Below are 26487 nucleotides of genomic sequence, written 5' to 3'. Positions count from 1 at the left end.
ACTCGCGTAGAGCTGGTACTTCCGCTGCTGACGTCTGGGTGAGTCAGCAGGCGCGGGTGTTGTAGTTGGCCCAGATCGGGGCGCCGCGCCTGCTGCTCGCCGGGCCGTAGAACCGGTAGTTCCCGTCGGGCGAACGCTGCAGGACGAATTCGCTCGCGCCGTACGGGCTCCTGGAGCCCTTCACTCCGCGATACACCACGAACAGCCATCCGAGCTGGTTGTCCTCCTGCGTAAGTCTGTCGCCGGCCTTCGTCCAGCTGTTCCGGCCCGCGGAGCCGTCCGCGCCGAGGCCCTTGTCCCGCTGGAAGTTCCGCGTCGCGGCATCGGTCCGGTCGCCGAAGACGCCGTCGATCCCGGACGACGGCAGGTAACCGTTGGCCCAGAGAACGGTCTGCCACAGACAGGTGACGTTCGAGGAGCGGTGGGTGGAGACGTTGACGACACCCTCGTCGTCGAAGTCGTCCGGCACCGCGCCGGTGCCGTAGACGAACGCCCGGCCGGTGTAGGAGCCGCTGGCCACCGCCGGCGTGGCGACGGCGACGGTGATCGCGAGGGCGGCCGCCGCACCAACGGCGGGGACAGCAGCTTTACGGAGCACGCGACCGATGAGATTGAGCGATGGGTTGTTCACAGCGCGAAGATAAGGATCCCGGACCGCACCTCGCTGCCCGTACTCCGCCCGTACAGCGCATGAGCGCTTCACCGGCCCGCCCAGCACGCTGCGGGAGATCGCCCGCCGGAGCAGGTTCAGGGAAGCGAACCTACTGGCCGCGCTGCGGGTCGGTCTGACCGACCTGCTTGCCGGCCTGTTTGGTCGCGCCGCCCGAAGCGGCCCGGCTGCCGAAGCCGGCCTCGCTGAGCCGACGGGACCCGGACAGCGGCTTCTGGCCTTTGAAGGCGTGCGCGATGGCACGGTTCGCGTCCAGGACGGGGTGGCGCTGGTGCGCCTTGCCGCCGCTGCCGACCTGTGCCTCCCCGAAACGGTCCAGCTGCGGGAGTTTGTCGGCCGACCGGCCGAGGCGCATGGCCGTCTGCTGGTAGGCGTTGTGCTCGGTGCCGTGGCGAGCACCGATCGCGATCACGTCGCGGGCGTCCTTCCCACCGGCGTTCCGGCCGGGGATCTCACGGAACGTCAGACGGTGGTTGGGCTTCCCGGTGCCGTCGCCGACCTTGGACACGACGATGTCACGGCCGTCACCGATCCCGCGGTGCGCGCCGAGCACGTGGTGCCCCTTCGACGACCCGGTCTCGAGATCCTGCAGCTCGCGCAGGACGTTCTTGAACAGCGTCCGGTTCGCGTTGTGCGCGGGCGTCTTGTCGTCGGGGTACTGCTGGGCCTCCGCGGCCGCCGCGTCCCGCATCCGGGTGAGGTCCTGGACGGCGCCTTCGCTGAGCAGGACCTGGAACGGCCGTTCCGGCGGGTTCTCAGCCATCGGCCGGACCGCGTTCCTGCCGGATCTCCTCGAGCATCTGCTGGGTGAACGGGTCGTCCTTGGCCCACTCGTCCACGCTGAACGGCGTACTGCCCTGCGTCGGCACCGAGTCGTAGGTGCGGACGGTCGGGTCGTCGATCACGCCCGGCGGCGGCTCGTCGTCACCCCGCAGGGCGCGGTACTGCTGGGTCGACAACACCACCAGCACGGGGTCGGTCTTGCCGCCCACGAGGACCGGAGGACCGAAGGTCCCGCGGCGGATCGCCTCCACCATCTCCGGCAACTGCCGGACGAGCACCTCGGGGGCAACCACCGTCTCGTAGCTGCCGACGGTCTCCTCGCCGCTGAGGTCGTCGTACTGGTCATAGCTGGTGATGACGGCCTCGGGGACCCCACCGTCGCCGAAGGCGAACGCATGGGACTCGCCGCGCGTGAATCGCTCGAGCACGCCGGCGATGTCAGCAGCCACGGCGGCGACGGACGGCAGATCAGGGTACGGCGACTCGGACATGGCTCCCAGAATAGGTCTCCGCCGGGTTCGGCGCAGTGATCCGCCGGCTTCCGGCGCCGGTGAGCAGCCGCTATGCCGCGGCGCGTGCTTGCTCCTCAGGCGGCCGGACGTCGCGGAACCGGCGCAGCAGTAGCAGGTCGTAGCAGATCTTCAGTGTGCCCCCGATGACGAGCGGCCAGCCGAACGTCGACCGGCCCAGCATCCAGCCGGCGAGCACGGGTGGCACGACGGAGGCCAGGCTGCGTGGCACGTTCGTCACGCTTGCCGCCGCCGGGCGCTCGGCCGGCGTGACGACCGCCATCACGTACGACGTACGCACGGGAACGTCCATCTGCGACAGCGCGGCCCGGGCGAGCAGAGCGCCGACCGCCAGCGGCGCGTTCGGCATGAACGCGGCGAGGATCAGGAAGCCGTTCGCCGGCAGGTGGGTGAACACCATCGTCCGCACGAGCCCGATCCGGCGGGCGATGCGGACGGCGACGAGGGACGAGAACGCCGAGAGCAGACCGGCCCAGAAGAACACCGCGCCGCTGACGGCGATCGACAGGTCGAAGCGTCGCTGCAACCACAGCACGACGAGGGCGGTGAGCACGAATCCGCCGCCGAACGCATCCAGGCTGAAGAGTGCGGCGAGGCGGTACACGATGCCGCGCGACGGACCCAGCGCTACGGCCGGTGTCTCGGCCCGGGGCTCGATGGCCGGCGACAGCGAGCGGTAACGCAGGAGGACCGTTGCGCCGAGTACGGCGTACCCGACGAACGTCCACCGCAGCGCGGTCTCGCCGCTGACGTCGACGCGTGCGGCGATCCACTCGGGCACGCCGGCGCACAGCGCGCCGAACGCCGCGACCAGCGAACCGATCAGCGTGTAACGGGCGAACAAGGCGGTGCGTTCGGAGTCGGGCGCCGTGCCCGGCAGCAGGGCCTGCTCGGTCGGGAGGAAGATGCTGACGTCGCCGTTGGACGGGTTCAGCGTGCCGATGAAGGCGACCACGAGCAGCACCCAGAACCCGCTCGCCGCCGCGAAGCCGAGCCCGGTCAGGACCATCGCCAGCGACACCAGTTGCAGGAGGCGGCGACGGCCGACCCGATGGCCGCGGAGCCCGACACCGAGCGTCAGTGCGGCCGAGCCGAGCAGTGTCGCGGCGACGACCACACCGATGCGGGTGCCGGAGAGTCCGAGCGCGGCGAGATAGCCGGCGAGGACCACACTGACGACGCCGTCACCGAACGCCCGGATTCCTCGGGTCTGTAACAGGACAGCGGCGTCGTGGCCTGCGCCTGGCGGGAGGATACGCACCTTGGATCAGCTCTCTGAGGGTCTCAGGAAACGGGACAACTCGCTGCACGCCCAGGAACCTAGCAATCCACGACGCGTCCCTGAACTTGTTTTTCGCGAGCTCATGGTGACGGCCGGAGGTCTCGCGGCGGACGCCTCCGCCGTCTCCGGCGGGTGTCCGCCGGGTTCGGCGCAGTGAGCCGCCGGCTTCCGGCGCTATTGGGCGGCCGTTCACCTGGGCGGAGAACTGTCGCACGGGGACCTCCGCGGTAGCGGGTGGCAGCACATGCGCGACGAGGAAGGTACAGGCGTGACCTCAGGAGAACATTCAGACGATCTCGACGATTCGAACCAGGACCCGAGCGGCATCCGGCGGCGCTCGGTCGTGCTGGGCGGCGCGGCAGCAGCGGCTGCGGGCGCCGTCGGGCTCGGCAGCCTGGCGAACACGGCGGCCGCGCAGGCGGCGACGGAGGGCCGGCCGCACGGCATCACCCACACCATCCGGGACCTCAAGCATGTAGTGATCCTGATGCTGGAGAACCGGTCGTACGACCATTACTTCGGCATGATCCCCGGGGCGCGTGGCTTCGGGGACAAGCAGGCGCTCCAGCTGCCGGACGGCACCAGCGTCTTCCACCAGCCGGACTCCTCGCGCCCGGAGGGCTACCTGCTGCCGTTCCGGATGGACTCGGCGAAGATGAACGCGCTGGGTGGGTGGGACCTCCCGCACGGCTGGCCCGACGGCCAGCAGGCGTGGAACAAGGGCGCGAACAACCAGTGGGCGCAGGCCAAGACCCCGCGGACCATGGGGTACTTCACCGAGGCCGAGATCCCGTGGGCCTACGCGGCGGCGCAGGCCTGGACGGTCTGCGACCACTACCACTGCTCGATCTTCAGCGCGACGTACCCGAACCGGTACTACCTCATGTCGGGCACCATCGACCCGAGCGGTGGCAACGTTGCCGGGCGCGGGTTCCAGTCGGCGTACAACAACAACGGCACCAACTCGCCGTACACGTGGCCGAGCTTCGTCGAGCAGCTCGAAACCGCCGGCGCGTCGTGGAACGTGTACATCAGCCGGTCGCCGGGCACGAACTACGGCCTCAACATCCTCAGCAAGTTCCAGGGCGTCAGGGACTGGTTCACCTCCACCGGCGACGTGCCGTTCGGCAAGGGCACCGAGCCCGCGAAGACCGCCGCCGCGCGGGGCGGCTACCACTTCGATGCCGACGGCAAGCAGATCTTTCCGGAGCCCACGCCGCCGAACACCGACGACTTCGGCCCGGCGTACCTGAACGCGTACCTGCAGGACTTCATCACCGACTGCGCCGAGGACACGCTGCCGCTGGTGTCGTACCTGATCCCGCCGGACGCCTACCAGGAACACCCCGGTGGTGGCGAGCGGGGCGGCTCGTACGTCAGCCGCGTGGTCGAGGCGCTGGCGTCGAACCCCGAGGTCTGGAACTCGACGCTGCTGATCATCAACTTCGACGAGGCCGACGGCCTGTTCGACCACGTCCTGCCGCCGGTTCCCGAAGAGGGGACCAAGGACGAGTTCCTGCCGGCCTCCGGAGCCAACCCGGCCGGTCACATCGGCCCGGGCCCGCGGGTCCCCGCCGTGCTGATCTCGCCGTGGACCCGCGGCGGGCACTCGTACTCCGGAGTCATGGACCACACGTCGACGCAGCAGTTCATCGAGGACTGGCTGCACGAGACCCAGGGCCTCAGGGTCAGGAACACCAACATCACGCAGTGGCGCCGGAGCCTGCTGAACAACCTGGCCGGCGCATTCGACTTCGCCAACCCGGACTTCTCGGTCCCGGCGCTGCCGAACCCGGCCGCGGAGCGCGACCGCTTCCACATGGACGCGACGCTGCCGCCGATGGCGCCGCCGGCCTCGGCCCTGGAGCAGTCCATGCCGGTCCCGCACACCGCCCACGGTGGGGTGAAGCCGAAGCCGGTGCCGTACCAGCAGCACGCCTCCGTCGAGGTCCACCGGGCGTCCGGCAAGGTGGTCGCCACCTTGTCGAACGACGGCGGCAGTACGTCGACGGGTGTGTCGATGTCGGTGTATCCCGATGAGCACTACCCCTTCGAGGCCACGCCGTACACGGTGCTGCCCGGCCGGCACCGGACCTACGAGTGGGACGCGAACGCCACTGACGGGCGCTACGCCTTCTCGATCTACGGTCCCGACCGGTTCGTCCGGACGTTCGCCGGCACGGTGATCCGCAGGCCCGAGCACGCCGACAGCGTCGCGTCGGTGGCCGCGCAGCTCGAGAGCCACGGCAGGGAGCCGGTACTGCGGCTGACGTTGCGGAACGAAGGCAAGCACAAACTGGAGTTCACGCTCACGCGCAACGACTACGAGGGCAGGACCCAGAAGGTGACCGTGCCGGCCGGCAGGTCGCACCGGATCGACTGGCCCACGGATCGCTACGGCTTCTACGACGTGATCGTCACCGACGACAGCGAAACGGGCTTCAAGCACCGGTACGCCGGGCGCATCGCCAAGCACCAACGACGAAGCTGAGTCGAGGTGGCCTCCTTCGCTCCTGGGCGCGGGAGGCCTCTCGCCGTACTGGACAGGAAGCGCCGGCAGATGATTGAGCAGACCGATGACGCGAAGGTGCCGCCACGTGACGACGACGCGTCGCTGCGGTCACGCGTACTGACCGCGATGACGACGGGACTGGCGACGACGGCGGACACCGTCACGCCGTCCTTCGAGACCCTGCCGGCCGGAGTGCCGGTCACCGCGGAAGCGTCAGGTACCCGCGTCAGCTACTACATCCAGGACACCCTGATCGCGACATGGCAGTGGCGTGTCCACGGCCGCGACCCGCGCGTGACGCTGGACATGCTCACCCCCGAGGTCTACGAGCAGCGGTACAACGGCTACCGCAACCTCGAGGCGATCCATCACCAGGTGCTGGAGAACCTGAGCGGGACCCCCTGCGTCCTGCGCTCGACCTTCACCGGAGCCGGCACCGTCGAGTGGGCCCCGTACTACGACTGGGCCCCCGGGCTGACCAACCTGCACGCCGCCAACCTCAAGTACGCCGTAGAGCTCGTGTCGAACGCAGCCAGCGGCCAGACGGTCTGGGACGCCACAGACCTCCCCGCCCGGGTGAAACTCATCGCAGGCCCCGACCCCTCCCTCGAGACCGGCGAAGGAAGCTGGCGGCACCTGATCACCAGCACCACACCGCAATCGCTCTTCACCGGCCTGAACGGCATCAACGAGCACCTCGGCCGCACGGTCTTCTCGACGGTCACCGCCTGGCACGGCGTACGAGTGATTCAGTGAGTCTGCTCGGTAAGGGCATCGGTGAGCAGATCGAGGTGGCCGACGTGGCAGGCCGTCTCCTCGAGCATGTGCACCATGACCCAGCGAAGTGTCACCGGGCCCTTCCCGAACGACGGGCGAGGCGCGGTCGTGTCGAGTGAGGGAAGCCGGTCGGCGACCTGTCGGCTACGGGCGCACGCCGCTCGGTAGAGCGCGGAAACCTCTCCGACGGTGTCGTCGGCCGCGGACTCGAAGTCCCACTGCGGTTGGCTGTCGAGCGGCGCCGACGCCCACGGCTGAGGAAGCTCGCCTCCGCCGACGCGTGCAATGAACCAATGGTCTTCCATGTGCGCGAGATGCTTGACGATCCCACCCGGCGTCAGGTCGGTGGCCGGGAGGCTTTTCGTGCGCGCCTGCGCGTCCGTCAGCCCTTCGAGGCGCGACAGCGCGCGGTGCCGGTACTGATCGAGGAACTGGCCGAGCGTGGTGCGCTCATCGGCGTCGAGCTCCGGGTACCTCTCGGTGCTCATGCTGTTCCGACCCCCTGACCCGCAGGTTTGTGGGGTGCCCCCGGCAGGATTCGAACCTGCGACGCACGGTTTAGGAAACCGAGCAGACCGCTCCGCGTTTCGCCTTATAAATAAGGGAATCGCCAGGTAGCGGCCGAGTTCGAGCGTGCGGCTAGGACGTCCCCGATCTGGTCTGATACTACCTGATCTGTGGTCGCCAAGTGGGCTTCAGCGGGTGCCAGGTGTCGGCGGTCGAGAGGCGCAGGTGGTTCTAGCGTGGGACACTCAAGCCAGCAACTTTTCGCAACATTGGTGACAGGCAACTTCGCGGAATCCGAGACTTGGCAGCGCAAGCTCAAGCAACCGATGCGAACAGGGGATCATCATGAAACTGACACTCGTTGCGGGCGACCCGGAGTCGGCTCCGAAGAACAGCCCGACCCTCTACAAGACTGATCGTGGAAGCTGGGTCGTGCAGGGCTGGGTCGTGAGCGACCCGGACGCGCTCGCAACGCTCAACCTCCCCGACGGTGAGACTGCGGTGGAGATCCCGGACCGCATGATTCCGTTCTTCACGAAGCCGTAGGTCGGCCGGCGTGGAGGAGATCACCGAGGCTGCCTTTGACGAACTGCTGGCGGAGTTCAGACGAAGTTCGGTGCACCTAGAGACCCGCGATGCGTACGGCACCGAGGTCGAACTGCCGCACATGGCTAAGTGGAAGCGCGGCGAGCCAGACGACTTCGAATGGCTCCAGGAGTGGTGCACGACGCTCGGTGAACATGTCGCCGCTGGGAGAACGGTGCGGCGTGTGAAGATCGTTTCGCAACCCCTCAGCGACTATCAGCGCTGGGTGTACAACGTGTTCACGCCGATCGACGCAGCCGGTGAGGACGTCCGGTGGGTGCCGCGACGTCAGGTCTCCGAGCTCTGCCTACCCGGCAATGACTACTACCTGCTCGATGACGAGAGAGTGGTATTCCTGCACTACGCCGGATCGGGCATGAACACGGCGTTTACGACCACCACGGATCCGACTGTCGTCGAGATGTGCCGCGACGCATTCGAGCAGGTGTGGGGGTTGGCGATACCGCACAGTGAGTACAAACCCGAATAGCGCCACCCGGAAGGCGCAGGAGGCATTGGGCCTGCGGCTCCGGGAACTGCGCAAGGATGCCGGGCTGACCGGTCGCGAGCTGGCCACCGCGACCGGTTGGCATTTCACGCGTGTCTCGAAGTTAGAGCATGGCGTACAGGCACCCTCCAACGAGGACATTCGGCTGTGGTGCGTTGCCTGCTCTGCAGAGGGCCAGATCCAAGATCTGATCGCCCAGGCCCACACAGTCGAGTCGATGTACCTGGAGTTCAAGCGGCAGGCACGAGCGGGAATGAAGCAGATGATGCTCGCGCCGGTGCCACTTGAGGAGCGAACTGAACGCTTCCTCATCTATGAGCACCACGTCATACCCGGCTTCTTCCAAACCGCGAGTTACACGCGGGCGATGCTTCAGTTCTGGTTCGGATTCCTCGACGTACGCAACGACATTGACGAGGCTGTGGCTGCTCGTCTCAACCGCCAATCGGTTCTCTACGACGGCGGCAAGACGTTCGCCGTCGTCCTCGAAGAGGCCGCTCTATATACCCGCTTCGGTGACGTGGACACGTTGGCCGGTCAACTGGACCGCCTTCTGTCGGTCATGAGCTTGCCGAACGTTGCGATTGGTATCGTTCCGCGTAACGTAGAGCGGGCTGTGGTTGGCCAGGTGAGCTTCTGGGTCTTCGATGACAAGCTGGTGAGTCTGGAGACACCAACCGCGAGTATTGAGATCACCGCACCGCAAGAGGTGGCCATGTACGGGCGGATGTTCGACCATCTGAGGCAGCCAGCGGTCTACGGGAAGGATGCCCGCGCGCTGGTCATCAAGGCGCAAGATGAACTAGCCGACGGCAACTAATCGCAATGTTCTAGCCGCCGTTGTTGCGGCGCTCCTACGGTTCACTCATGGCATCAAGAACTGCTTCGCACCTCGCGGTGGAGTGGGGTGGCGAACCCAACGAGACAGGTTGGCCAACGTTCCGGCCCGCCGACCGCTGCGACGGGGAGAACCCCATGACCGGCAGCGCCTGCGTCAATGGTCACCACAAGGGCTACCACCGCGACGCGTCCGGTGCGGAATGGCTCGATGACTGAGTTCAGCCGTCACCGACACCTCACCTGATCGGGCAGGGCGTGCGTGCTGACCCCTGCATCGCGCCCGCCCTGCCTGCTGATTAGCCGCCGTACATCCCCTTTGTGATCACCTGAGCCGTCACATCAGTGAGTATGTCCCGGCCGACACCGGCTACCGCTTCAGCCGCCCGCCGGAGCTTGGTCTTCTTCGCCTCGTCCGGCTCGTTGTCGGCAGCTTCGTTCAGAGCGGCAACGATCCGATCGGCTAGACCCTCCGGTGTCGGCCATGCGCCAACTACTCGCCGGGCATGACCTGTCGGTGCGCCAACCAACATGATTCCGCCGCCGAGGGACCCGCTCATCTTTGTCACGAACGGCGGCTCGTTATCGCGTAGCGCCCGCAAGGCTCGCTGAAGGTCGTCCTCAGAGAGTCCGGCAGCGGCATTAATGGCCGACGGTCGCATCGCGCTTCCGGTCTCGTCGTACAGCCGGACGATCGCTTCCAGGACCGGCAGGTCTCTTGTCTCCCAGGTTGATTCCACGACGGAGACAGTAGACCTCGGCTCCGACAATCCTGCCGCTGAACATTCCGCGGCTTCCTCCCCACGCTGGGTAGTACAACCAACCGAGGAGGGCCCATGCCGAACGAAACGATCCACGAACCCAGCGAGTACGAGGAGAGGCCCGGTCAGGCCAACAGCCGAGCAGCCCGGCAGGATGAGGCACAGGCTCGCGCTCTCAAAGATTCGACCGAGCCCATACCTCCGGTCGGTGGCTCCTACAACGGCTGGCGGCGGTAGTTGACCATCCGAGGAAGCCGTGCGCTAGTTCTGATTCCGGGCGGCCTCAATTGGCGGGATGCCGCTGCCTGTGTGGATGAGCCGGCCGATATGTTCCCGGACGAGAGTGACGTTGTAGGTAACGAGCGAGCTCGGGCCGTATGCGGACTTTGTCCAGTAACAGAGGAATGTCTGCTGTTCGCGTTTGCCAGCCGGGAGCCGTGGGGTGTGTGGGGAGGACTGTCTACTGCCGAGCGGCGCGAGGAGTGGTACCGCCGCTATGCGCCTGACAGCCCGCACCGGCCCCGGCTGGCTGGCAGCAAGCGGCCTACCTCGGCCACAGAATCGGCGTAGTCGGGCTTAGAACGCTGGAATACCGGCTGCCTCGGGTGTGGGGCCGAGTAGCTCTCTGTCCTGGCTCAGATCGGCACACAGCGGAGACCGGTTCGAGGCCGTGGGGAGAGGGTGGGTATCGGTGTGCCCAACCGAACCAGCCTCGCGCCTGGACTGCGGGGATGCGTCGACCGGCGGCTAGCGACCACGGCAGGCGACCACGGCGAGCCGGTGGGTGCAGCTACACGTCGACCACGCTCCACCGGTAGAGGCATTGCACAACGCGATCCCGCGAGATTGCCTGGTGGCCGCTGTCCCGACCGTCGATCGCGTTCGCGCGGACGTCGGAACGCCACTCGTCTCCGGGGATGATGAACAACAGCGGGGTCGGCTCGGTAAAGTCAACCAGCACAACAGCGGTGTACGAGTCGTCGGCGACCTCTTTACGCCAGTCATCCAACTGCCACGTGCCGTCCTTGGAGAATCGGCTCAGGATCCGGAGACGGTGCTTCTGCCCTTTGGTGTCCAGCCGATAGCTGCCGCCCTTCTCCCGGGGCGTCAGGTAGATGCCTCGTTGTGCGAACTGCTCCAAGACGACGCCGAGGGCGCGCTGATGCTTCAAGGTGTTGTTCACGCGTCTTCCCTACGTAGGCCGGAACGTCCGTGTCAATGGTCCGACCCCGGTAGCGGAGATTGATCGCTACCGGGGTCGGTGGGTGCTGCACTGGCTGTGGGTGCCTATGGCTGCTGCTCGGGATCGTCGTGTCGCTCCCAGGCCGACGCGTACCAGCCGCTCCCGTCTGGTAGTTCGAAGACGCCTGCGTTCCGCATGAGCTGCGCCAGGTTCTCGGAGGCCTGTACTGCGTCCCCGTCAGACTGGACTCTGCCGGTGAGGACTGCCTGTGCATCCTCCTCGGTCATGTCGGCGTGCGCCCCGCAGACGGGACACTCGCTGTTCGCCGCCAGTTGGGCGACGTGCTCGCCCCCGCAGGTCTCGGCCAGCTTGGCGGCGGTCGCTGGGGTTAGGGCTGTCACTTGCTCGCCCCGTTCACGATGATCTCCGCGCCCTCGGTGCCGTCCCACGCCTTGTCGTGCTCTCCAGCCTCGACCGCCTGCGCGAGGAGGAGGCCGGTGATCATCCGACGAACGGTGGCGACGCTAGCGTTCAGGTCCTCCGCGATCGCGCCGATGGTGTCGCCGCTCTCGCGCCTCTTCTGCACAGCCTCGGCCGCCTTGCGGGTGTCAGTGCCCGGAGCGAAGTACGGCAGGTTGCGGAGCGTCTTGTTAGCGCGCTGCCGGTAGAACTTCACCTTGCCGGTAGCGGCCGCTGCGGCGAGAACGGTGGGCTTGCTGGCGGCCCGCTTGGCGGGTGCCTTGCCCCTCGGGGCTGGCTTGGTCGACGCAGGCTTGGCGGGTGCTGCCTTGCGGGTGCTGGTGGCCTTCTTTGTTGCGGTGGTGGTGCTCATGGTGCGCCTCCTGGCTGCTGGTCGACTCGAACGTTTGTTCGAACTGGAGCTAGCTTGCAGAGGATCGCCGGGAATGTTCAGAGCTCCGACGTGTCCCCTAGTCAGAGGGGGCGGGCGTCGGTAGGGTCGCCGGACGAGACTGCGGGCGCACAGCTTGGGTGGGCTGCCCGCGACAAGGGGGAGGGGCATCTATGAGTGAAGAGACGGCACCGCAGATCCTGCGGCGCATCTGGGTCGCCTGCCGCGACTTGTTGGAAGAGTCGGGCGGCAAGACCATCACTAGCTACGAGGTTGCCGAGAAGGTCCAGCTCGATCACTCGTTGGTCGTGGAAGGGCTGAGGAGCATGGACTACTACCTGTTCATGCGTCCGTTCGACGCGTCCAATGGTCGCGAGGCATACGTCGAGGTTCAGGGCTTGGATCAGGAGTACGAGGCGCAGTAGCGACCCGCTGTGTGGTCGTAAGCGTGGTCGCCCCTGCGCCGGTGGCTGCATCCGAGCAGGCCAGCACAGGGGCGTACGACGGTTAGACCAACCGAGCGAGGCTAGACCGCGTCGGACTTCGGTGTCGGCAGCGGCACGACGTTGCCGCCCGTGAACGCCAGGTCGAGAGCGGCGGCCCGCTGTGCGTGCTGCTCGTCGTCCTTGAACAGGTGGGTGTAGATATCCAGCGTGGTCGACGTCTTAGAGTGACCCATCCACTCGCTGACCTCAGCCACCTTGTGCCCCTGATGCGCCATGAGAGACGCGTAGGTGTGCCGTAGGTCGTGAATACGGACCTTGCCGAGCTTGGCTCGCTTGCAGGCTGGCACGAATCGGCGACGGTAGAAGTTCTCCAGCCTTCGTGGAGTTGCCCCGCCATACAGATAGTCCTCGGGCTGGAGGTTGCGAGCGGCAACGTAGGCCGTCAGCATCGTCATCAACGTGGGGGCGAGGGGGACGGTACGGAGACCACGTTCGCTCTTTGGTGGGCCGATGATGAACTCGCGATTGATCCACTGAGCCGACCGCTCGACACGGACAGTGAAGCGCAGTGGGTCGAGGTCCTTTACCTGCAAGGCTGCAACCTCGCCGCGACGGAGACCGCTCCAAGCCATGAAGCGGACCATCAATGACTCCTCGACGGCCCGTTGTGGATCGGCCCTGAAGCCCCGACCTGCCTGCGCGAGCATCGTCATCTCATACACCGCGTCCGCGAGCCGGCCGACCTCCTCCGCTGTCAGGAATCGAACCTTCTTCTTGGCGGTGCGGAGAGCAGCCTCCCTGCTGGGCAGCCGCTTGCGGGCTTTGCGAGCCGGGTTGGCATGGATGTACTCAAGGTCTTCCGCGTAGCCCAGGACGCCGGACGCGACATTGAACACGTTGTGCCGTGTTTGAGTAGCGAGGCCCGCTTTGGCCAGCGCCTTGAGTATGGCCTCCACGTCCGCGGTCTTGATCGAGGAGATGGGCCGGTTGTTCCACTTCGAATACCAGCGAATAAGGATGCGGTCGCTCGACTGCGTCGTGCGTGGGGTGCATCCCGCCTCGATCTTGCTGGCCAACCAGTCCTCAGCGACTGTCTCCCAGGTCGTGCGCTGCCGCTCCGGTGAGATGTAGGTGCCTTTGCGCAGGTTCTCCAACTGCTCGGTTCGATGGTCGGCCGCCGCCTTGGAAGTGGGGAACCCGGACTTGCTGCGGAGCCTGCCGCCGAGCTCCTTCGGTTCGCGCCATCGGGCCTCGTAGACCTTGCTGCCGTCGTCCAGCTTTCGCCACCGCACACCGGCTGTGCTGCTCGCGCCCGACCGGGCTGTCTTCCTTATAGACATTGGACTCTCCTTCGGTTCTGTGTGGTCGTGGGCGAGCAACGGTTAGGTTCGGATTAGGTGGAGGGCAATGAATCCAGAAGCTCCATCTCGACGAACCGGGCCGATTGGAAGTGCTGGCAGGTGGCAACGGTTGCCGCAACCGTTCGGCTGTACGGCCTTGAGCTGCGGGGATGCAGCCGGGGTCAAGCTGCCGACCATGCCGCCGACCACGAGACCAGCTCCGTAGCCGATCTGCGGGCCGACGACGCCCACCTGGCCCCATGCCCGACACCGACCCTGTTCCGGCTTCTACGGCTGGTCTGTGGCGGCTCAGTCGGTGCGTACGTCGGCCTGCCGACTGCGCGGGCCGCTCGGTTGGCGACGAGGTACAGGTACGGGCTCGCTGCCGGGCGGTCGAGCCCAGTCGCTCGCAGGTCTAGCCTTGATGCGCTCCGCTTCTGCGCGAGTGCGGGCATCCTCCTCGACCACCTCGGCATCGACGTAACCCTCTAGCTCTCGTGGGGGTGGTGGGGCGAGGCCACGCACGTAGCTTTGAGCACGCTCGATTTGGTCCTCGTCAACCTCCGCGACGATGCCCGAGATGAGAACGTCCTTCCAGGGCACGTCGATCTCAATCTCGAGCTTGGACGTGATGCCCGCACGATCCAGCCAGTCTCGAATCGCGGCCAGTCGCACCGCAGGCGGTACGGACTCGTCCGTGGCCAGTTTGTAGAGAAGCCCTAGCAGGGGAAGGACGCCCTTCTCCAACCGCTCCTGAGCCTTGCGCTTCACTTGGCCTGCCGCTCCGCCATGCATTCGACACACAGCGGCACCCTGAATAGGTGAGTTATTGCACGGGTCGCCTTTCTGAGTCCGAGCGGAGCACTTGGCCGGCTCAGGCAGCAATCCAGCGGCTCGACGTCGAGCCCGATTTCCCTTACTCATGACGCCGCTCCCATCTCGTGAATTTCCCTTTGAAGCCGCTGCCACTCTGCCTCGACTTTCCCGCTGCACTTCCGGCCGCGTTCGACACGGACGGGGTCCCACTCGGTGAGGAGCCTTCGATGCTTGCCGCCTCGACCGTTGTTACACCTGGAACAACTCGGAACGAGGTTGGCGGCGTTGTCCATCCCGCCTTTTGCCCTAGGTCGAATGTGATCGAGAGTGGTTGCCTGCGCCTCGCAGTACACGCAATGGCCGAAGAGGAGTTCGTCTCTCATGTCCGCCCAAGTCACACCGACCAGTAGCTCACCGTTCTCGCCAAGTAGGCAGCGCGGACAACGAGGCGTCCTGTTCGTGTAGGTCCGACCGCAGTGCTCACAGGTAGAAGTGATCGCCCGGTCGTTCCGAGTCTCGTTGGCATGGTCCCGGTTCTGGTTGCAGTCCACGCACCACGAGTACCGCTTGCCGGTTGGGCCAACACGTGCGGAGTTCTGACATCCCGTCCGCCACGGGTCGGAGCACCTCTTCTGAGCTACGGGTTGTGCAGTCTCCATCTCAATTCCCTTTCTTGATATCGCTGTAGTCGGTCCAGACACACTGAATACACCTGCTTGGTGGTGTGCAGGGTGTGTCTGCCCTATAGGGCAGCAGACACACCGGCCCTGCCTGTCTGCCAACCGCCAGACATACGCAGACGCACCAGACACACCGGCGTCATCTGGCACCGAGAACCTTGCTTCCGGCTTCAGTTATCGAGTGCAAAGAGGACCTATTCGGTCCTGCCTCGACCCGAATCCACCCGTTGCTTACTGCCGCCTTAATCCCCGCATTTCGAACCTTGGTGTCACCATCCATTGCCGCCCGCAATGCAGTGGAGTTGATACCAGGGCTATCAGCAACAGTCCTTAGCGCTTGATGCGATGCGCCCGCGGAACGCGCCTGCGCGCGACTGTGCGCCTTCAGCACGTAGAGCATGTTGTCGTCCTTGTCGAAGTCAATCTGCCGTTCGCCTACGTCCACGCCCCGGCTGTTGCGAGCACTGAGAAAGCGCTGCATTTGCGCCGTCCCGTCCGCGCCGCTAACCATGGCTTTGGTGTAGAGCCAGCGCACGTCCGCCCAGTCGTCTACCGAGCTTGCCCCGCGCACATGCTCGCCGCCTTCTTCAGCCTCGCCCCGGCCGGTGTGCGCGGGCATCCACAAGTCCTGAATACCGGCCTCGTACTTCAGCGGGTCTAAGCATCCGAGAAGCCAGTTGCGCGCCTCGCTGTTGTCGTTCTCGTTCTGCAGCCGTGCAGCCGCACCGAACGGGTCCATGATGATTGCGTCGCAGCCCATCTTCTTGAGCCACCGCACCGCGTCGTTGAAAGCGTCCCTGCTACGTAGGTCGAAGTTCCGACCCCGCAGGTTCCACACCACAATGCGGTCAGAGTTCACAATCCCCATTGGCTTGAGGTATTGGTCAATCAGCATGTCTTCGTTGAGTTCGTAGTTGAATACAGCCAATCGACCACCGCCAGGGTTCATCGGGAACTCGCCAAGGAACCTGTCCCCATCCGCGTACGCTTTGGCCAAGTTCGCCATCAGCATGGTCTTGCCGACCTTGTACTGCGCAGCAATTAGAGTGTTGGACCCCAGCGGATGCAGGTCCTCAATTGTGTACTTGAGGGGTGGGCGATCTTTCTTTAGAAGCTGCTCCAGGCTCTCCATGCCTGGTGGCTGCGTGTAGAGCGCTGCTGCGCGCTCGGCAGTGATTACCTCCCGAGCCTGCTCTCTGGCCCTGAGGTCTCTCACGTACTTGGAGACAAGCTCGTCCTGCAGGCCGACACTTTCGGCCGCAGCCTCAAACTCAGCGGCTTTCTTTTTCTTGCCCACGGCTTGCCTCCTTCATGCGTCGCACGCGAATGCCACCGGGTACGTGCGTCACCTCATATTTGTTTCGAGGGATGTAGCTACTTCCCGACTGCTGCCAACCGGCCGCCTCCTTGGCGAGCACGTACACGTCGGCTGGTACAAAGTCCTTCAGCCCTAGACCGGCTGACAGGTGCTCGGTGGCGTCCTTGCCCACGGCGGGCCATACGACCGTCGCGTTGACCGCTAGGCCGAGCAGATGCCGGGCATGTGCGAACGCCAGATAACTCCCAGCCTCGTCGCGGTCAGCAACGATGATGACCTTCTTTGCCCTGCACAACCACTGTGCTTGGTCCGGAGTCATCGGGTGGCTAGCCCCTTGATGGTGGGCTACCGCCACGACTCCGGCCGCGCGCAGACTGTCCGCATCCCTCTCGCCTTCGGGAACCCAGACCTTGCCGGTTAGTTTCTGGTCGAGCCCATACAGCAACGAGTCGTACTCGGGATGCTTGTGCCAGCACATCTCCATAGGTTTGCCAGCACGCCAGCATTCAAGGCAGCGATACTTCATCGTTTTGTCCCGACCGTGCGCAGCCTCGTCCAAATAGACCTTCTCTTTGACGAACAGCACTCGGCCGGCCGATGGATCGATGAACTTGAACGACTGCGCTCCGGTTGCGCACCAGCAGGAGAAGCCTTCCCAGCGCAGTTCGTGCTGCCGATAGCCCGGCGTCGTGGGCGGAAGTACCGGCTCGGATGAGCCGCCCTCAGAGCCCACCCACGACGCCGGAGTCATGAGGCCGCCGCCCAGCTACGCAGCGGATACAAGGCGAGGGAGCCCGCCGGATCATTCAGCGCCTGGCAGATGAGTTCGTCAGCTGGGCAGGCACCATCGACTGCCTGAGTCGGCAGGCCAGCGGCCGCCAGGCGGTAGCGCACCTGTACTCGAAGTGCGTTCAGGAGCAGGGCTTCTAGGTCGAGTGCAGAGGTGACAGCGTGCACGATCTCCCAGACGCAGTTGACCGTCGGCTGTCTCGGTGCCCAGTCGCGGGCAACGACTGCGTGGGTCCATTGCAGATGGAGGACGTCGTCCGGTGTTCTGACTTGCACTTCAGTGCGCGCGGGGCGCACGCTGGTGGGGCTCATTGGGAGCGCCTTTCTAAGTGGCGGGTTGCCCCGAGCTCCCTAGTGGTCAAGGGCAATGACTTGAGAGCTCGGGGCAACTGCTAGAGGTTGTACTTCTTCCGCAGGCTGGTCATGAAACCCACGGGGTCGGCCTTCACTCGCTCGGCATCCTCTGCCGCGCGGCTGACTCCCTCGGTGAGGCGGTTCATGTTGAGCTCTTCGCGATGCAGCGAATCCAGACGCTTGCGGGCTTCCTTGGCGGTCGGCTCGGTGTCTCGCAGCCACTGCGCGAACTCCTCGTACCCGGTGCGGCAGGTTGCGTAGGTGTTGGTGATGCGAGCGCTCGTGTCGGTGACGTATCTTTCCCGTTCCTCAACGAACTTGAGCCCCTGCTGCTCGTACCAGGCGCGGGCCTCGTTGATCTCTTCTTGCGCCGCGCGCCGCTGATTAGGGCTCATGCCCTCGGTGTTGTCGAGTCGCTGCTGTGCTGCGGCTGGGTCGATGTCCAACACGCCCATCAGTTGCCCCTCTCCTGGCGATCCGCGAGGTGACGCGGTTGCCCGTTCATCCCGTACTTGGCGCGGAGGTCACCTTCCGTAGCGCTGCCGATCTCCTCGTTGCGCTTGAGCCGGTTGAGGTACACCGCGAGTGCATCTTCGGCGTCCTGGCGGGAATGGCGCGTCTCTTTTGCGAGACGGTCCAGGTCATTCATTGCTGCCTCCTTCTGTTGCTCTGGTGTCAGCGGCGGATTCGATCGGCCGGCTCGAACGTGCGCGTTCCATCTCTCCTGCGCTTCCTCGTAGGCCTGTTCTCGTTCTGCGACCATCGCCGGGTCTGGGAAGAGCGCCGGAAAGGTCGCGTGCTGTTCCTCCGGGCTTAGCTCCCAGAGCGGCTTTCGCCTGCTCATACGCCGACCACTTGATTCGTACCGAGCGTCGTTTCCCCGGCTCGCCAAGCAGTCAGGATTGCCCGTACAACCCACGCCTCGGATTCCCCGGTCGCCTTCGACATCGCGGCGAGCCATCCCTTGGTGTCTTCGTCTACGTACGAGACGACTCTCTTGTCGAACTCCCGAGGGCGACCGCTTGGGTCTGGCATTTGGCCTCCTTGGTTGGTGTGCTGCAAATAAGCAAACAGAATGCGTGCCATTAAATGCAATAGAAGATTTTTCCCCCGATAACTCAGACCCGAAGAGGTCGCGAATTCGATTAGGCAAGACGAATGTGATTGCTTAGTCGAGCAAAATTCGTACTCAGCCCGTAGCAGGTTCGGCGAACGGCTGCGGGCCGGGAAGGTGGGTAAGGGGTAAGTCCGCGTTCTGCAGTGCGGTTGCTGGCTAGCCCGTCGGCGTGGGGTGGGCGGGGGCGGCAGTGCGGGCCGCGTAGACCGAACTCCGCTCCACCACGGTGGAGTTCAACCCGCCACGCATCTCAGCTTGGAACCAATAGGAGGTGTCCGGCTGCAGAAAGCCGATTGAGAGTACGGCTGTTCGCGGAGTGCGTGAGCCGCTCGGTGGCCCTTCAAGGGAGGCGACCATGTCCGGGTTTTCGAGTGACTCTGGTCCGTAGAACGGGGGAGCCATCGTCACGCAGGTGGCGGCAACGAGTCGGACGCTTCGCACGTCGGCCGAGACGGTGACCTCGACGGAAAAGCCGTCTGGCGTGGGTGTGGGATCACCGACCCGAATCAGACGGAGGTCAGGAGCACGCATCTCACGCACCCGCCTTCGCGATGCCACCGACGTTGCTCGCGATGTACTCGTCAACGGCTCGCTCTGGGATACGCGCTGCCCCACGGACGTACACGGTTGGCAGTTCGTCGTCTCGACGCATCCGGCGCACGGTCGTCTTGCTCACGCCGAGTCGTCCGGCAGCGGCTTCATCGCTGATGAGCCGAACGGGCTTCTTGGTCTTCTTCTTGGGCACGGTGGCCTCCTTTGGGGACAAGGAGGGTCCTGGGCAGGGCATGAAAAAGCGCCGAGCCAGAACCCTTACGGGTCCCGCCCGACGCTCTACAGACGTCTGCTCTACCTGTTCCGACCTCTCGGTACTCCGTCGGTGCAGCAGGGGGCTAGCAATGAGGTCACTTAGTCGGCCTAGGCCGAGCCAGCTAGCAGCGGTGATGCGCTTGCCAGAGTACGTGGGGATGGCCCTGGCGGACAAGCGGTCTGGCCCGGACGGACCTGAGCCACTTAGAGCGGGAGGAGGGCACTTGTGGTCTTGTGTGTGGGCTTTGGTAGTGCCCACACGATGCCAGGTCCGGGCCATTCGGCCCCTGACCTGCATGTTTCTGCGGTGCCCCCGGCAGGATTCGAACCTGCGACGCACGGTTTAGGAAACCGACGCTCTATCCCCTGAGCTACGGGGGCGCACGATGGGACAGCCTAGCGGAATCGGGTGGGGGTGCTCAGCCGGCAGTTGGATGACGGGCTGCGGAGCTGAACAGTCCGGCGTTGAGGAAGTCCGCACCGAAGGTCGCTTCGCGGTCGGTGCGTACGGCGCGCAGCTCGACCGGGGTGAGGTGTCCGAAGATCTCTTGCAGGTCGCCGAGGCCGAAGGTCATGCCGCCGCCGCTGTCGCCGTCGGTGAGAACCTGACGATCCGAGGGGGTGTCCACGGATCCGGCCGCGAACGTGATGATGCCGAACAGGCCTCCTGGGCGGAGCGCTGAGGCGAGGCGTTCCAGGTAGGTCAGTCTGCGGTGCGGAGCAATGTGGTGGAAGCAGCCCGAGTCGTAGACGACGTCGAACTGGCCGGCCGGCAGTGGGTCGCGCAAGAAGTCCGTCGCAGTCAGGCGCACTGACTCGGGCATCGTCGATCGGACCGACTCGAGGAGCGGGGCGGCCAGATCGATGCCTTCGACGGTTGCGCCCTGGTCGGCGAACCAGCGGCTGTTCCGGCCCGAGCCGCAGCCGATGTCCAGCACTCGGGCTCCGTGCAACTCGTCCAGCAAACCGCGCTCGTGCCAGTCGACCAGCGTTTCGTCTGGGAGGCGAGTGCCCAGCGGATGCCCCGGCTTGGTCAGCATCTCGGTCCAGAAGCCGGCGGCCGACTTCTGGGATCGGTCACCACGGCCGCTTGCCGCGACCACCTCGTCGAGGATGTCGAGCAGTTGGTCGACCGTGTGGAGGCGAGTGTTCGGCACTGCCTGATTTTACAGGATCAGCCGGTCAGTGCTCGGACTCCGAGGTGGCCGGCGATGGAGTTGTAGCGTTCGGCGTACAGGGTGGTGCAGCGGGAGGCGCTGCAGCCGGAGCCGGCGAAGGCCATGCCTCGGATGGTGGCTGTGGTGGATGACGGGCGGGAGTAGACGGGGCCGCCGGAGTCGCCGCCGATGATGGCGATCTGGTTGTTGCGGGTGGCTCGGATGACGTACGTCGTGCAGCCGTCGGAGTCGCAGTACTTGGCGCTCAGGGAGCGGACCGTGATGCCGCACAACGACGTGCTGAACGAGCCGGACTGGCAGACCGACGCGCCGACGGCGGGGTCGCCGCCGCCCTTGACGGTGCGGGTGTCGGCGGAGTCGCCGGGGCCGTCGGTCCAGATCTTGGCGCCGTACGAGCTGCCGGTGATCAGGGCCTGGTCGTAGTCGGGGTAATTGGTGCGGACCGACGTGGTGCCGTAGTAGTTCGAGCCGCTGCGCCAGACCGTGCCGGGGCCGCCGCAGTGGCCGGCGGTGACCGAGGCGCGGGTGTTGTTCGACTTGCGGACGACCGAGAAACCGGCCGTGCAGTTCTTCAGTGCCGAGGTGATCCGCGCGCCGCCCCAGTGGCCGCCCTTGGGGGTGTCGTTGAAGCGGGTCGTCCGGGTGACGCCGGTCGCGACCGCGTCGACGCCGTCGAGGTTCGCGAGGGCTTCGGCGCCGGACGGGGAGGTGGTCGCGGCGTCGTACTCGACGACGACGTTCTCGGTGGCCGGGTCGAGGTCGGCGGTGAACGTGGTCTTCGCTGCGTCGGCGGACCAGGCGCGGCCGCCGACCGCCTTCCAGGCGGCGGCGACCGAGCGCGCCGAGCGGCAACTGCGCTCGACCGTGAGCATCGGCTGACCGGCTGCCGGAACGTTCTTCTGTACGGCGGCCTGGTACTTCCTCTCGTCGACGACCGAGTCGTCCAGGACGACCTTGTAGCCGGTCTCCTGCGTGCCCAGTACGCCGATGACGCCGGCGCCCAGCCCGTACGGCAGGCCGGACTTCGCGCGGCCGGTCGCGTCCAGCGGCTCGATCGAGCGGACCGCGGCCGCGACCCCTTCGCCGAGGGCCTGGCCGAGCGGCCGGGTGTCCTTGGCGCTGGTCGGCTGGGCCAGTCGCTTCGAGTGCTCGGCGGTGGTGATCGGGTCGTTGTGGTTGCAGACAGCGACCGACGCGGGGGTCGCGGACGCGGCCGGGATCGGGGTGGATCCGGCGGGTAGAGCGACTGCGACGAGTGACATTGAGCCGAGAGCGAGCAGTGGGACGGTAGCTGAGAGTCGCACTAAGCTCCCCTTATTGGTGGACAGGCCTGCGTAGATCCTTCAAGGAAGGACTCCGGATAGTCAAGAGCTGACTACGTTCCGCAAGCAAATCCCGCTACCGTGCGCGAGCGTAGATCGCAACTTCTCGCCCGTCCCCGGCATAGAACTTCAGCGTCGTCCGGTCGGCCGTGATCCGTTTTGCCGTCTGCAGGACCGCGGTGTGTGGGACGTTCGCGCACTCGATCAGCCGCTGCGAGCCGGCCGTCCCGGTGAACTCGCCGCGCTGGCCGATGCTGAAGGTCCCACCGAGGCCGTTGCAGCCGTCGGAGCCCGTCCAGGTGCCGTCGGGGTTGAACGTGAGGGTCGGGTTGTCCGGCCGGGACGTCTTCAGCGCGCTGAACCCGTCCAGCTTGAGCGGGCGCCAGGTGCCGGCCAGCTGCTGCGAGGCGACGACGGGGGTCGCGCTCGAGACGGCTGGTGCGGGGGTGGTCGCGGCGGGCTGCGGAGCGGTCGATCCGCCCAGGCCGCCGCTGAGGGCGAACCCTGCCGCGGCGATCACCGCGACAGCGGCAACGGCCGCGCCGGCGGCGACGTACGTACGCCGCTGGGCCTGGCGGCCGCCGACGGTGGCCCGCGACACCAGGTCGGTGGCGGGCGGGACGGAAGCGGCGGCGCGGTCGAATGTCGCGCGCAGATCTTCCTCGAGCTCGGTGGTGCTCACGGCAACCTCTCAACGAGATGGTGGGTGCTCGGGCCGGGGACGCGGGACCTGCTGACGTCCACGACGTGGTGGGTGCTCGGGCCGGCGACGCCGTACGTGGTGACGTCAGTGGTTCGGCCGGTGCTCATGGCAGGCGCTCGTCGACGCGGTGGGACTGCCTCGCCTTGCGCAGCGAGCCGAGCGCTCTGCTCGCGACGCTGCGGACCGAGGACGGTTTGATGCCGAGCAGGTCGGCGATCGTCCGGTCGTCCAGGTCCTGGTAGTAGCGCAGGACCAGGACGACCCGCTCGCGGGCCGACAGCGTGGCCAGGGCGCGCCACAGGTCGTCGGAGGCCACGATGTCGTTGGCGGGGTCGGGCACCGTGCGGTCGGGGTCGAGGTCGGCCGCCGGTGCCTCGGTGAAGGAGCGCCGGCGCGTCATCGACAGGTAGGAGTTGACCAGGATCCGCCGGACGTAGGTGTGCGGGTCGTCGGTCCGCTGCACCTTGCGCCAGGACCGGAACGCCTGCATCAGCGCGATCTGGGCCAGGTCCTCGGCGCGCTGGTAGTCGCCGCAGATGGTGAACCCGAGCCGCACCAGCTCCTGCCCGCGCGCGGACGCGTACTCCTCGAACTCCACCGGCAACTCCCCAACTGGGCGTACAACACCTCACAACTATTAGACGCATCGAGCTGCTCAAGGTGCTGCAGACAATGTCGCTCAGTTGCGTCTCAGCCCAGCAGGAACGCCCTGACCTGGGCTTTTCCGGTCTGGTCCACCTGACTGCCCTGCACGCCGTGACCACTTCCCGGTACGACGACCAGCTGCGCCTGGCGGGCGTGGTCGCGCTCCCACTCGGCCCACGCGGTCGGGCAGAACAGGTCGTTGCTGCCGTGGAGGATCAGCGTCCGCGGCAGCAGCTCCTGCCCGGTCGGGTAGGTCGAGACGCGCGTCGCCGGCCAGTGCAGGCAGCCGTCGATGATCAGCTGGTTGCGTGCGGTCTCGACGTCGTACGGGTGGAGCTGGGACGGGGTCAGCTTGCTGACGGCGGCGTTGAGCAGGCCGGGGCGGGCGGCGACCGGGGTGTCCGGCTTCCAGGGGAAGCGCAGGTCCGAGCAGAGGGTGGCCAGGTGGAGGCCGGCCGACAGTTCGTCGTACGGCGTGCCGCGGCTGGTCGCGCGCTGGAACATCTCCTTCAGTGCGGCGGTGTCGCCGGTGCGGGCGTCGTGCAGGACCTTCGGGACGCCTTCGAGGGACGGGTTGACCGAGTTGAGGCTGAGGATCGACAGCGACTCGATCAGGCTCGTGCCGTTCACTGGTACGCCGTCGAGCTCGCCGCGTTGCACCAGCCAGGCCAGGTCGGCCACCGGGTCCGTCGTACAGGCTGGGTCGCTTGTGCAGGTCGCGGCGAGGACTTCGCCGGTGTGGGCCATCAGGTCGGCTCCGAACGGGTCGAAACCGCGGTGTGGGACGACGGAGTCGAGCACGAGCGAGCGGACGTGGTCCGGGTACTTCAGCCCGTACTGCGCTGCCGTGAAGCTGCCGTACGACGTGCCGTTGAGCGTGAGCTGGTCGCGGCCGAGTGAGCGGCGCAGGAGGTCGATGTCCTCGACCGTGTCGGGGGTGCCGTAGAAGTTGATGCTCGGGCCGAGCTGGCGGGCACAGGCATCGACGGCGTCCGCCGGTGGCGTGAGGAAGTCGGAGCCGCCGACCGCTCGCTGCAGCTCCGGGCAGTCGATGCCCTTGGTGCCTGTCCCGCGCTGGTCGAACATGACGAGCTGGTACTCCCGCAGCACAGCCGGGTCGAGGTAGGAGCGGATGCGAGGGAGCAGTGGGACGCCTGGCTGGCCAGGGCCGCCGGTGAGCATCAGGAGGACGCCGCGGGGTGCGTCGACGTTGCTCGCGGCGGCGACCGCGAGCTCCAGCTGGGGGCCGGACGGCTTGGAGTGGTCGAGCGGCACGCTCAGCGTCGTACAGGTGAAGCCGGCCAGGCCGTCGCACTGTTGCTGGGCGTTGTCGGGTACGGCGTCTTGGGGTGGGTCAGAGCAGGCAGAGCCGGCCAGCAGTAGCGCGGCAACCAGTGCGACCAGCCGCATACGGCCTCCCTGATGGGCTCTTGCCGATCAGGGTGCGGCCAACGAGGTGCTGGGGCAAGGCTCTGCCACCCACCTTGCGGGTCAACCCCAGGGGGACCCGCAAGGCGGGCGGGATGACCCCGTCCCGGACGGCTTCGGGGGGCGCGTCCGGAGCAGGGTCAGCGCAGGCCGAGCGACTTCAGCAGCTCGGGTGTGGTGGCCCGGGGCGCGGCGAGGTCACCAGGCTTGCCCTGGCCCTCGAACGAGGTTGCCACCAGTCGGTGGCAGCCGAACGCCTCGGCGGTGTAGGAGAGGACGCCACGGTCGTTGTCGGTGAACCGCAGCACGTACGTCGGGCCGAGCTCCTTGGTGCAGAAGCCGGGCTTCTTGGGCTGCGGCTTGGCGGAGTTGACCAGCGCGAACAGGTCCGTCGCCTGCTTCGTGGTCCGCTTGGTGGTCACCGTCGCGTAGTCCTGCCCGGACGCCTTGGCGTCGTACTGGCAGATCGTCACGCTGACCGGCTGGAAGGCCGACTTCGCCGTGCCCTTGCCCCAGACCGCCGCGTCGACGGACTTGCGGACCGCGGTGATCGTCTCCGGGCAGTCCGTGCTCGGCGTTCCGCTGGGGGTGGGCGGGGTGGCGCTGGCCGTCGGCAAGGTAGGGGTGGGGGTGGGCGTAGGGGTGGGCTGGGCGGCGGGTCCCGAGGAGCCGCTCTCGTCACCGCAGGCGGCGGTGACTCCGAGGACGGCTACCACTAACGACGCTCCGATCAGGCCCCGTGTCCTTGATGCACTCACGACTCGGTCCTTCCGGGTAGGCAAGGAGCACCATGATGGTCGACCGAGGTCTCGCGGACCGTGGCAGAAGTGTCACGGAGGCGCGTCTATCCGGTCACGAGGTGGATCGAGTGGCAAAAGCAGCAGAGCTGTAACAGGTGCGCGCTGTTCACCCTGGAGAAATGGGATGATGCCGGGTGCAGCCGAAGGAAGGACGGACGTGGGCAAGAGAAAAGACTCGGCCGAGCTCGCACGTCGAGAGCAGGAGGAGTGGCAGCTCGGGCAGGACTGGGCGCGCTTCCTGCGCGGCGGAGGTGCGCCGCAGGCGCTGCCGCTGTACGGCATCGTGCTCGAGCCCGGTGAGGTCGCGTACCTGCAGACGTCGGTGCACTACGCACGTCTGTACGGCGGCGACGGGCGGTACAACAGCAGCGGTGGGTTCTTCTTCGGTGGCGCCGGTTTCGTGCTCGGGATGATGGCCGCGAACGCCGCGGTCAACTCCGGCCGGAAGGCCGCCGCGCGGCGCGACATGCAGCTGCTGTGGCGCGACCTGCAGGAGGTGCAGCTGATCGCGACCAACTACCGGCTGATGACGCACCTGCAGCAGCGTGGATGGTTGAGCTTCTACTACAACTCGGTCCAGGAGTTCTATCCGGACCCGGCGAACTGGACGGTGACGTTCGGCTTCCAGCAGGCGGAGCCGTTGCAGCTCGGTGGGTTGGCTACGCCGACGCTGTCGATCCTTACCGCGTGGTCGGTGCTGGGCGCCGACCGTTGGCAGAGCGAACCGGGCATCGCGCCGCTGCTGGCGCCGCAGGTTGGGCCGGGGCCGGGGCAGGGACAGATCGAGGGCGGCAGCCAGCAGAACCTGCCGCGGATCCCGGGGCAGGACTGAAGTACTTGCCCGGAGGGGCCGTAATCTGGAGGTATGAGTACGCCGTACGAGGATGATGAGCCGCTGCTTCCTGAGCAGACGCGGGATGATGACGCGCGGAGCTGGGGGGAGCGGGAGAGCGGTAGTG

At 66.4% G+C, this 26487-nt stretch carries 33 protein-coding genes, 2 tRNA genes and 1 pseudogene; 9 read left to right on the top strand and 27 right to left on the bottom strand.

Going from position 1 to position 26487, the window contains the following annotated elements:
* Positions 1-43: 43 nt before the first annotated feature.
* From ACLQ2O_RS22800 to ACLQ2O_RS22785, 4 genes are all read right to left on the bottom strand, one after another.
* A complete protein-coding gene (locus tag ACLQ2O_RS22800; RefSeq protein WP_425834576.1) occupies positions 44-631 on the bottom strand; it encodes a peptidoglycan-binding domain-containing protein in 588 nt (195 codons plus the stop codon).
* A gap of 130 nt (positions 632-761) precedes the next feature.
* Complete coding sequence (locus ACLQ2O_RS22795) at positions 762-1433, bottom strand: hypothetical protein (RefSeq protein ID WP_425834574.1); 672 nt, start codon at positions 1431-1433, stop codon at positions 762-764.
* Positions 1426-1944: a hypothetical protein gene (locus tag ACLQ2O_RS22790; RefSeq protein WP_425834572.1), complete on the bottom strand. Its 519-nt coding sequence runs from the start codon at positions 1942-1944 to the stop codon at positions 1426-1428. The genes ACLQ2O_RS22795 and ACLQ2O_RS22790 overlap by 8 nt, the downstream gene beginning before the upstream one ends.
* Before the next feature lie 70 nt (positions 1945-2014).
* Positions 2015-3244 carry an MFS transporter gene (locus ACLQ2O_RS22785; RefSeq protein WP_425834570.1) on the bottom strand — a complete coding sequence of 410 codons (1230 nt, stop codon included), beginning with the start codon at positions 3242-3244 and terminating at the stop codon, positions 2015-2017.
* A 289-nt stretch (positions 3245-3533) separates the two neighbouring features.
* On the opposite strand from ACLQ2O_RS22785, the gene ACLQ2O_RS22780 reads away from it, so the two are divergent.
* Both ACLQ2O_RS22780 and ACLQ2O_RS22775 read left to right on the top strand, forming a co-directional pair.
* A complete protein-coding gene (locus ACLQ2O_RS22780; protein ID WP_425834568.1) occupies positions 3534-5756 on the top strand; it encodes an alkaline phosphatase family protein in 2223 nt (740 codons plus the stop codon).
* A gap of 69 nt (positions 5757-5825) precedes the next feature.
* On the top strand, positions 5826-6533 hold the full coding sequence (locus tag ACLQ2O_RS22775) for a hypothetical protein (RefSeq protein ID WP_425834566.1): 708 nt from the start codon (positions 5826-5828) through the stop codon (positions 6531-6533).
* On the opposite strand, the gene ACLQ2O_RS22770 is transcribed toward ACLQ2O_RS22775, so the two are convergent.
* Together ACLQ2O_RS22770 and ACLQ2O_RS22765 are read right to left on the bottom strand one after the other, a co-directional pair.
* Positions 6527-7042 carry a DinB family protein gene (locus ACLQ2O_RS22770; RefSeq protein ID WP_425834564.1) on the bottom strand — a complete coding sequence of 172 codons (516 nt, stop codon included), beginning with the start codon at positions 7040-7042 and terminating at the stop codon, positions 6527-6529. The genes ACLQ2O_RS22775 and ACLQ2O_RS22770 overlap by 7 nt on opposite strands.
* Positions 7043-7077: 35 nt before the next feature.
* Positions 7078-7138, bottom strand: a tRNA-Ser gene (locus tag ACLQ2O_RS22765).
* Between the two features lie 268 nt (positions 7139-7406).
* Between ACLQ2O_RS22765 and ACLQ2O_RS22760 the strand changes: the two genes are divergently transcribed.
* From ACLQ2O_RS22760 to ACLQ2O_RS22745, 4 genes are read left to right on the top strand one after another with little or no spacing between them, the layout of a single operon-like run.
* Positions 7407-7607 (top strand): hypothetical protein, encoded by a 201-nt coding sequence (locus tag ACLQ2O_RS22760; RefSeq protein ID WP_425834562.1) that lies wholly within the window; start codon positions 7407-7409, stop codon positions 7605-7607.
* A gap of 10 nt (positions 7608-7617) precedes the next feature.
* Positions 7618-8136, top strand: a complete 519-nt coding sequence (locus ACLQ2O_RS22755; RefSeq protein WP_425834560.1) for a DUF6879 family protein — start codon at positions 7618-7620, stop codon at positions 8134-8136.
* Positions 8117-8974, top strand: coding sequence for a helix-turn-helix domain-containing protein (locus ACLQ2O_RS22750; protein ID WP_425834558.1), 858 nt, complete (start codon positions 8117-8119; stop codon positions 8972-8974). The genes ACLQ2O_RS22755 and ACLQ2O_RS22750 overlap by 20 nt, the downstream gene beginning before the upstream one ends.
* Positions 8975-9021: 47 nt before the next feature.
* Positions 9022-9210 carry a hypothetical protein gene (locus tag ACLQ2O_RS22745; protein WP_425834556.1) on the top strand — a complete coding sequence of 63 codons (189 nt, stop codon included), beginning with the start codon at positions 9022-9024 and terminating at the stop codon, positions 9208-9210.
* An 80-nt stretch (positions 9211-9290) separates the two neighbouring features.
* Here ACLQ2O_RS22745 and ACLQ2O_RS22740 read toward each other — a convergent pair whose 3' ends face one another.
* Positions 9291-9731, bottom strand: coding sequence for a hypothetical protein (locus ACLQ2O_RS22740; protein WP_425834554.1), 441 nt, complete (start codon positions 9729-9731; stop codon positions 9291-9293).
* A 258-nt stretch (positions 9732-9989) separates the two neighbouring features.
* Here ACLQ2O_RS22740 and ACLQ2O_RS22735 point away from each other — a divergent pair, with 258 nt between their 5' ends.
* Positions 9990-10322, top strand: a complete 333-nt coding sequence (locus ACLQ2O_RS22735) for a WhiB family transcriptional regulator (RefSeq protein WP_425834552.1) — start codon at positions 9990-9992, stop codon at positions 10320-10322.
* A 220-nt stretch (positions 10323-10542) separates the two neighbouring features.
* On the opposite strand, the gene ACLQ2O_RS22730 is transcribed toward ACLQ2O_RS22735, so the two are convergent.
* Both ACLQ2O_RS22730 and ACLQ2O_RS22725 read right to left on the bottom strand, forming a co-directional pair.
* On the bottom strand, positions 10543-10935 hold the full coding sequence (locus ACLQ2O_RS22730) for a hypothetical protein (RefSeq protein WP_425834550.1): 393 nt from the start codon (positions 10933-10935) through the stop codon (positions 10543-10545).
* Positions 10936-11332: 397 nt separating this feature from the next.
* On the bottom strand, positions 11333-11767 hold the full coding sequence (locus tag ACLQ2O_RS22725; protein ID WP_425834548.1) for a hypothetical protein: 435 nt from the start codon (positions 11765-11767) through the stop codon (positions 11333-11335).
* Between the two features lie 191 nt (positions 11768-11958).
* Between ACLQ2O_RS22725 and ACLQ2O_RS22720 the strand changes: the two genes are divergently transcribed.
* Positions 11959-12210: a hypothetical protein gene (locus tag ACLQ2O_RS22720; RefSeq protein WP_425834546.1), complete on the top strand. Its 252-nt coding sequence runs from the start codon at positions 11959-11961 to the stop codon at positions 12208-12210.
* A gap of 101 nt (positions 12211-12311) precedes the next feature.
* On the opposite strand, the gene ACLQ2O_RS22715 is transcribed toward ACLQ2O_RS22720, so the two are convergent.
* The 18 genes and pseudogenes from ACLQ2O_RS22715 to ACLQ2O_RS22630 all read right to left on the bottom strand — a co-directional run bounded on the left by ACLQ2O_RS22715 (position 12312) and on the right by ACLQ2O_RS22630 (position 25486).
* Entirely contained in the window at positions 12312-13571 is a 1260-nt protein-coding gene (locus tag ACLQ2O_RS22715; RefSeq protein WP_425834544.1) for a tyrosine-type recombinase/integrase, read from the bottom strand.
* 309 nt (positions 13572-13880) lie between these two features.
* Positions 13881-14342: a hypothetical protein gene (locus tag ACLQ2O_RS22710; protein WP_425835279.1), complete on the bottom strand. Its 462-nt coding sequence runs from the start codon at positions 14340-14342 to the stop codon at positions 13881-13883.
* A gap of 15 nt (positions 14343-14357) precedes the next feature.
* Positions 14358-14495 (bottom strand): annotated as a pseudogene (locus ACLQ2O_RS22705) (HGGxSTG domain-containing protein); the annotation flags it as partial.
* Positions 14492-14770: an HNH endonuclease gene (locus ACLQ2O_RS22700; RefSeq protein ID WP_425834542.1), complete on the bottom strand. Its 279-nt coding sequence runs from the start codon at positions 14768-14770 to the stop codon at positions 14492-14494. The gene ACLQ2O_RS22700 and the pseudogene ACLQ2O_RS22705, both read right to left, overlap by 4 nt.
* A 436-nt stretch (positions 14771-15206) precedes the next feature.
* Positions 15207-16364, bottom strand: coding sequence for an AAA family ATPase (locus ACLQ2O_RS22695; protein WP_425834540.1), 1158 nt, complete (start codon positions 16362-16364; stop codon positions 15207-15209).
* On the bottom strand, positions 16339-17136 hold the full coding sequence (locus tag ACLQ2O_RS22690) for a toprim domain-containing protein (protein WP_425834538.1): 798 nt from the start codon (positions 17134-17136) through the stop codon (positions 16339-16341). The genes ACLQ2O_RS22695 and ACLQ2O_RS22690 overlap by 26 nt, the downstream gene beginning before the upstream one ends.
* Complete coding sequence (locus tag ACLQ2O_RS22685) at positions 17133-17486, bottom strand: hypothetical protein (protein ID WP_425834536.1); 354 nt, start codon at positions 17484-17486, stop codon at positions 17133-17135. Before ACLQ2O_RS22685 ends, ACLQ2O_RS22690 begins: the two co-directional genes overlap by 4 nt.
* An 80-nt stretch (positions 17487-17566) precedes the next feature.
* A complete protein-coding gene (locus ACLQ2O_RS22680) occupies positions 17567-17983 on the bottom strand; it encodes a hypothetical protein (protein WP_425834534.1) in 417 nt (138 codons plus the stop codon).
* Positions 17983-18177, bottom strand: coding sequence for a hypothetical protein (locus ACLQ2O_RS22675; RefSeq protein WP_425834532.1), 195 nt, complete (start codon positions 18175-18177; stop codon positions 17983-17985). Before ACLQ2O_RS22675 ends, ACLQ2O_RS22680 begins: the two co-directional genes overlap by 1 nt.
* Positions 18178-19177: 1000 nt before the next feature.
* Positions 19178-19390, bottom strand: coding sequence for a helix-turn-helix domain-containing protein (locus tag ACLQ2O_RS22670; RefSeq protein WP_425834530.1), 213 nt, complete (start codon positions 19388-19390; stop codon positions 19178-19180).
* Between the two features lie 370 nt (positions 19391-19760).
* A tRNA-Arg gene (locus ACLQ2O_RS22665) sits at positions 19761-19833 on the bottom strand.
* Positions 19834-19871: 38 nt separating this feature from the next.
* Positions 19872-20609 (bottom strand): class I SAM-dependent methyltransferase, encoded by a 738-nt coding sequence (locus ACLQ2O_RS22660; RefSeq protein ID WP_425834528.1) that lies wholly within the window; start codon positions 20607-20609, stop codon positions 19872-19874.
* 17 nt (positions 20610-20626) lie between these two features.
* On the bottom strand, positions 20627-21892 hold the full coding sequence (locus tag ACLQ2O_RS22655) for a S1 family peptidase (RefSeq protein WP_425834526.1): 1266 nt from the start codon (positions 21890-21892) through the stop codon (positions 20627-20629).
* Positions 21893-22028: 136 nt separating this feature from the next.
* A complete protein-coding gene (locus ACLQ2O_RS22650) occupies positions 22029-22634 on the bottom strand; it encodes an META domain-containing protein (RefSeq protein ID WP_425834524.1) in 606 nt (201 codons plus the stop codon).
* Positions 22631-22762, bottom strand: a complete 132-nt coding sequence (locus ACLQ2O_RS22645) for a hypothetical protein (RefSeq protein ID WP_425834522.1) — start codon at positions 22760-22762, stop codon at positions 22631-22633. The genes ACLQ2O_RS22650 and ACLQ2O_RS22645 overlap by 4 nt, the downstream gene beginning before the upstream one ends.
* Positions 22759-23253 carry a SigE family RNA polymerase sigma factor gene (locus ACLQ2O_RS22640; protein ID WP_425834520.1) on the bottom strand — a complete coding sequence of 165 codons (495 nt, stop codon included), beginning with the start codon at positions 23251-23253 and terminating at the stop codon, positions 22759-22761. Before ACLQ2O_RS22640 ends, ACLQ2O_RS22645 begins: the two co-directional genes overlap by 4 nt.
* A 92-nt stretch (positions 23254-23345) precedes the next feature.
* Entirely contained in the window at positions 23346-24710 is a 1365-nt protein-coding gene (locus tag ACLQ2O_RS22635; protein ID WP_425834518.1) for an alpha/beta hydrolase, read from the bottom strand.
* Positions 24711-24868: 158 nt separating this feature from the next.
* Entirely contained in the window at positions 24869-25486 is a 618-nt protein-coding gene (locus ACLQ2O_RS22630; protein WP_425834516.1) for a hypothetical protein, read from the bottom strand.
* Positions 25487-25685: 199 nt separating this feature from the next.
* Between ACLQ2O_RS22630 and ACLQ2O_RS22625 the strand changes: the two genes are divergently transcribed.
* On the top strand, positions 25686-26360 hold the full coding sequence (locus ACLQ2O_RS22625; RefSeq protein ID WP_425834514.1) for a hypothetical protein: 675 nt from the start codon (positions 25686-25688) through the stop codon (positions 26358-26360).
* Positions 26361-26487 lie beyond the last annotated feature (127 nt).

Origin of the sequence: Kribbella sp. DT2 (assembly GCF_049844575.1) — a bacterium.
GTDB lineage: Bacteria > Actinomycetota > Actinomycetes > Propionibacteriales > Kribbellaceae > Kribbella.
Note: the sequence above shows the minus strand (reverse complement) of the source record. Positions and strands in the feature narration are given on the sequence as shown.

Bases quoted from the DNA above. Each gene is read 5' to 3' on its own strand.
- ACLQ2O_RS22795 (WP_425834574.1), bottom strand. From the start codon at position 1,433: ATGGCTGAGAACCCGCCGGAACGGCCGTTCCAGGTCCTGCTCAGCGAA.
- ACLQ2O_RS22790 (WP_425834572.1), bottom strand. From the start codon at position 1,944: ATGTCCGAGTCGCCGTACCCTGATCTGCCGTCCGTCGCCGCCGTGGCT.
- ACLQ2O_RS22775 (WP_425834566.1), top strand. From the start codon at position 5,826: ATGATTGAGCAGACCGATGACGCGAAGGTGCCGCCACGTGACGACGAC.
- ACLQ2O_RS22770 (WP_425834564.1), bottom strand. From the start codon at position 7,042: ATGAGCACCGAGAGGTACCCGGAGCTCGACGCCGATGAGCGCACCACG.
- ACLQ2O_RS22760 (WP_425834562.1), top strand. From the start codon at position 7,407: ATGAAACTGACACTCGTTGCGGGCGACCCGGAGTCGGCTCCGAAGAAC.
- ACLQ2O_RS22745 (WP_425834556.1), top strand. From the start codon at position 9,022: ATGGCATCAAGAACTGCTTCGCACCTCGCGGTGGAGTGGGGTGGCGAA.
- ACLQ2O_RS22725 (WP_425834548.1), bottom strand. From the start codon at position 11,767: ATGAGCACCACCACCGCAACAAAGAAGGCCACCAGCACCCGCAAGGCA.
- ACLQ2O_RS22720 (WP_425834546.1), top strand. From the start codon at position 11,959: ATGAGTGAAGAGACGGCACCGCAGATCCTGCGGCGCATCTGGGTCGCC.
- ACLQ2O_RS22715 (WP_425834544.1), bottom strand. From the start codon at position 13,571: ATGTCTATAAGGAAGACAGCCCGGTCGGGCGCGAGCAGCACAGCCGGT.
- ACLQ2O_RS22700 (WP_425834542.1), bottom strand. From the start codon at position 14,770: ATGAGAGACGAACTCCTCTTCGGCCATTGCGTGTACTGCGAGGCGCAG.
- ACLQ2O_RS22690 (WP_425834538.1), bottom strand. From the start codon at position 17,136: ATGACTCCGGCGTCGTGGGTGGGCTCTGAGGGCGGCTCATCCGAGCCG.
- ACLQ2O_RS22685 (WP_425834536.1), bottom strand. From the start codon at position 17,486: ATGAGCCCCACCAGCGTGCGCCCCGCGCGCACTGAAGTGCAAGTCAGA.
- ACLQ2O_RS22680 (WP_425834534.1), bottom strand. From the start codon at position 17,983: ATGGGCGTGTTGGACATCGACCCAGCCGCAGCACAGCAGCGACTCGAC.
- ACLQ2O_RS22675 (WP_425834532.1), bottom strand. From the start codon at position 18,177: ATGAATGACCTGGACCGTCTCGCAAAAGAGACGCGCCATTCCCGCCAG.
- ACLQ2O_RS22655 (WP_425834526.1), bottom strand. From the start codon at position 21,892: ATGTCACTCGTCGCAGTCGCTCTACCCGCCGGATCCACCCCGATCCCG.
- ACLQ2O_RS22645 (WP_425834522.1), bottom strand. From the start codon at position 22,762: ATGAGCACCGGCCGAACCACTGACGTCACCACGTACGGCGTCGCCGGC.
- ACLQ2O_RS22635 (WP_425834518.1), bottom strand. From the start codon at position 24,710: ATGCGGCTGGTCGCACTGGTTGCCGCGCTACTGCTGGCCGGCTCTGCC.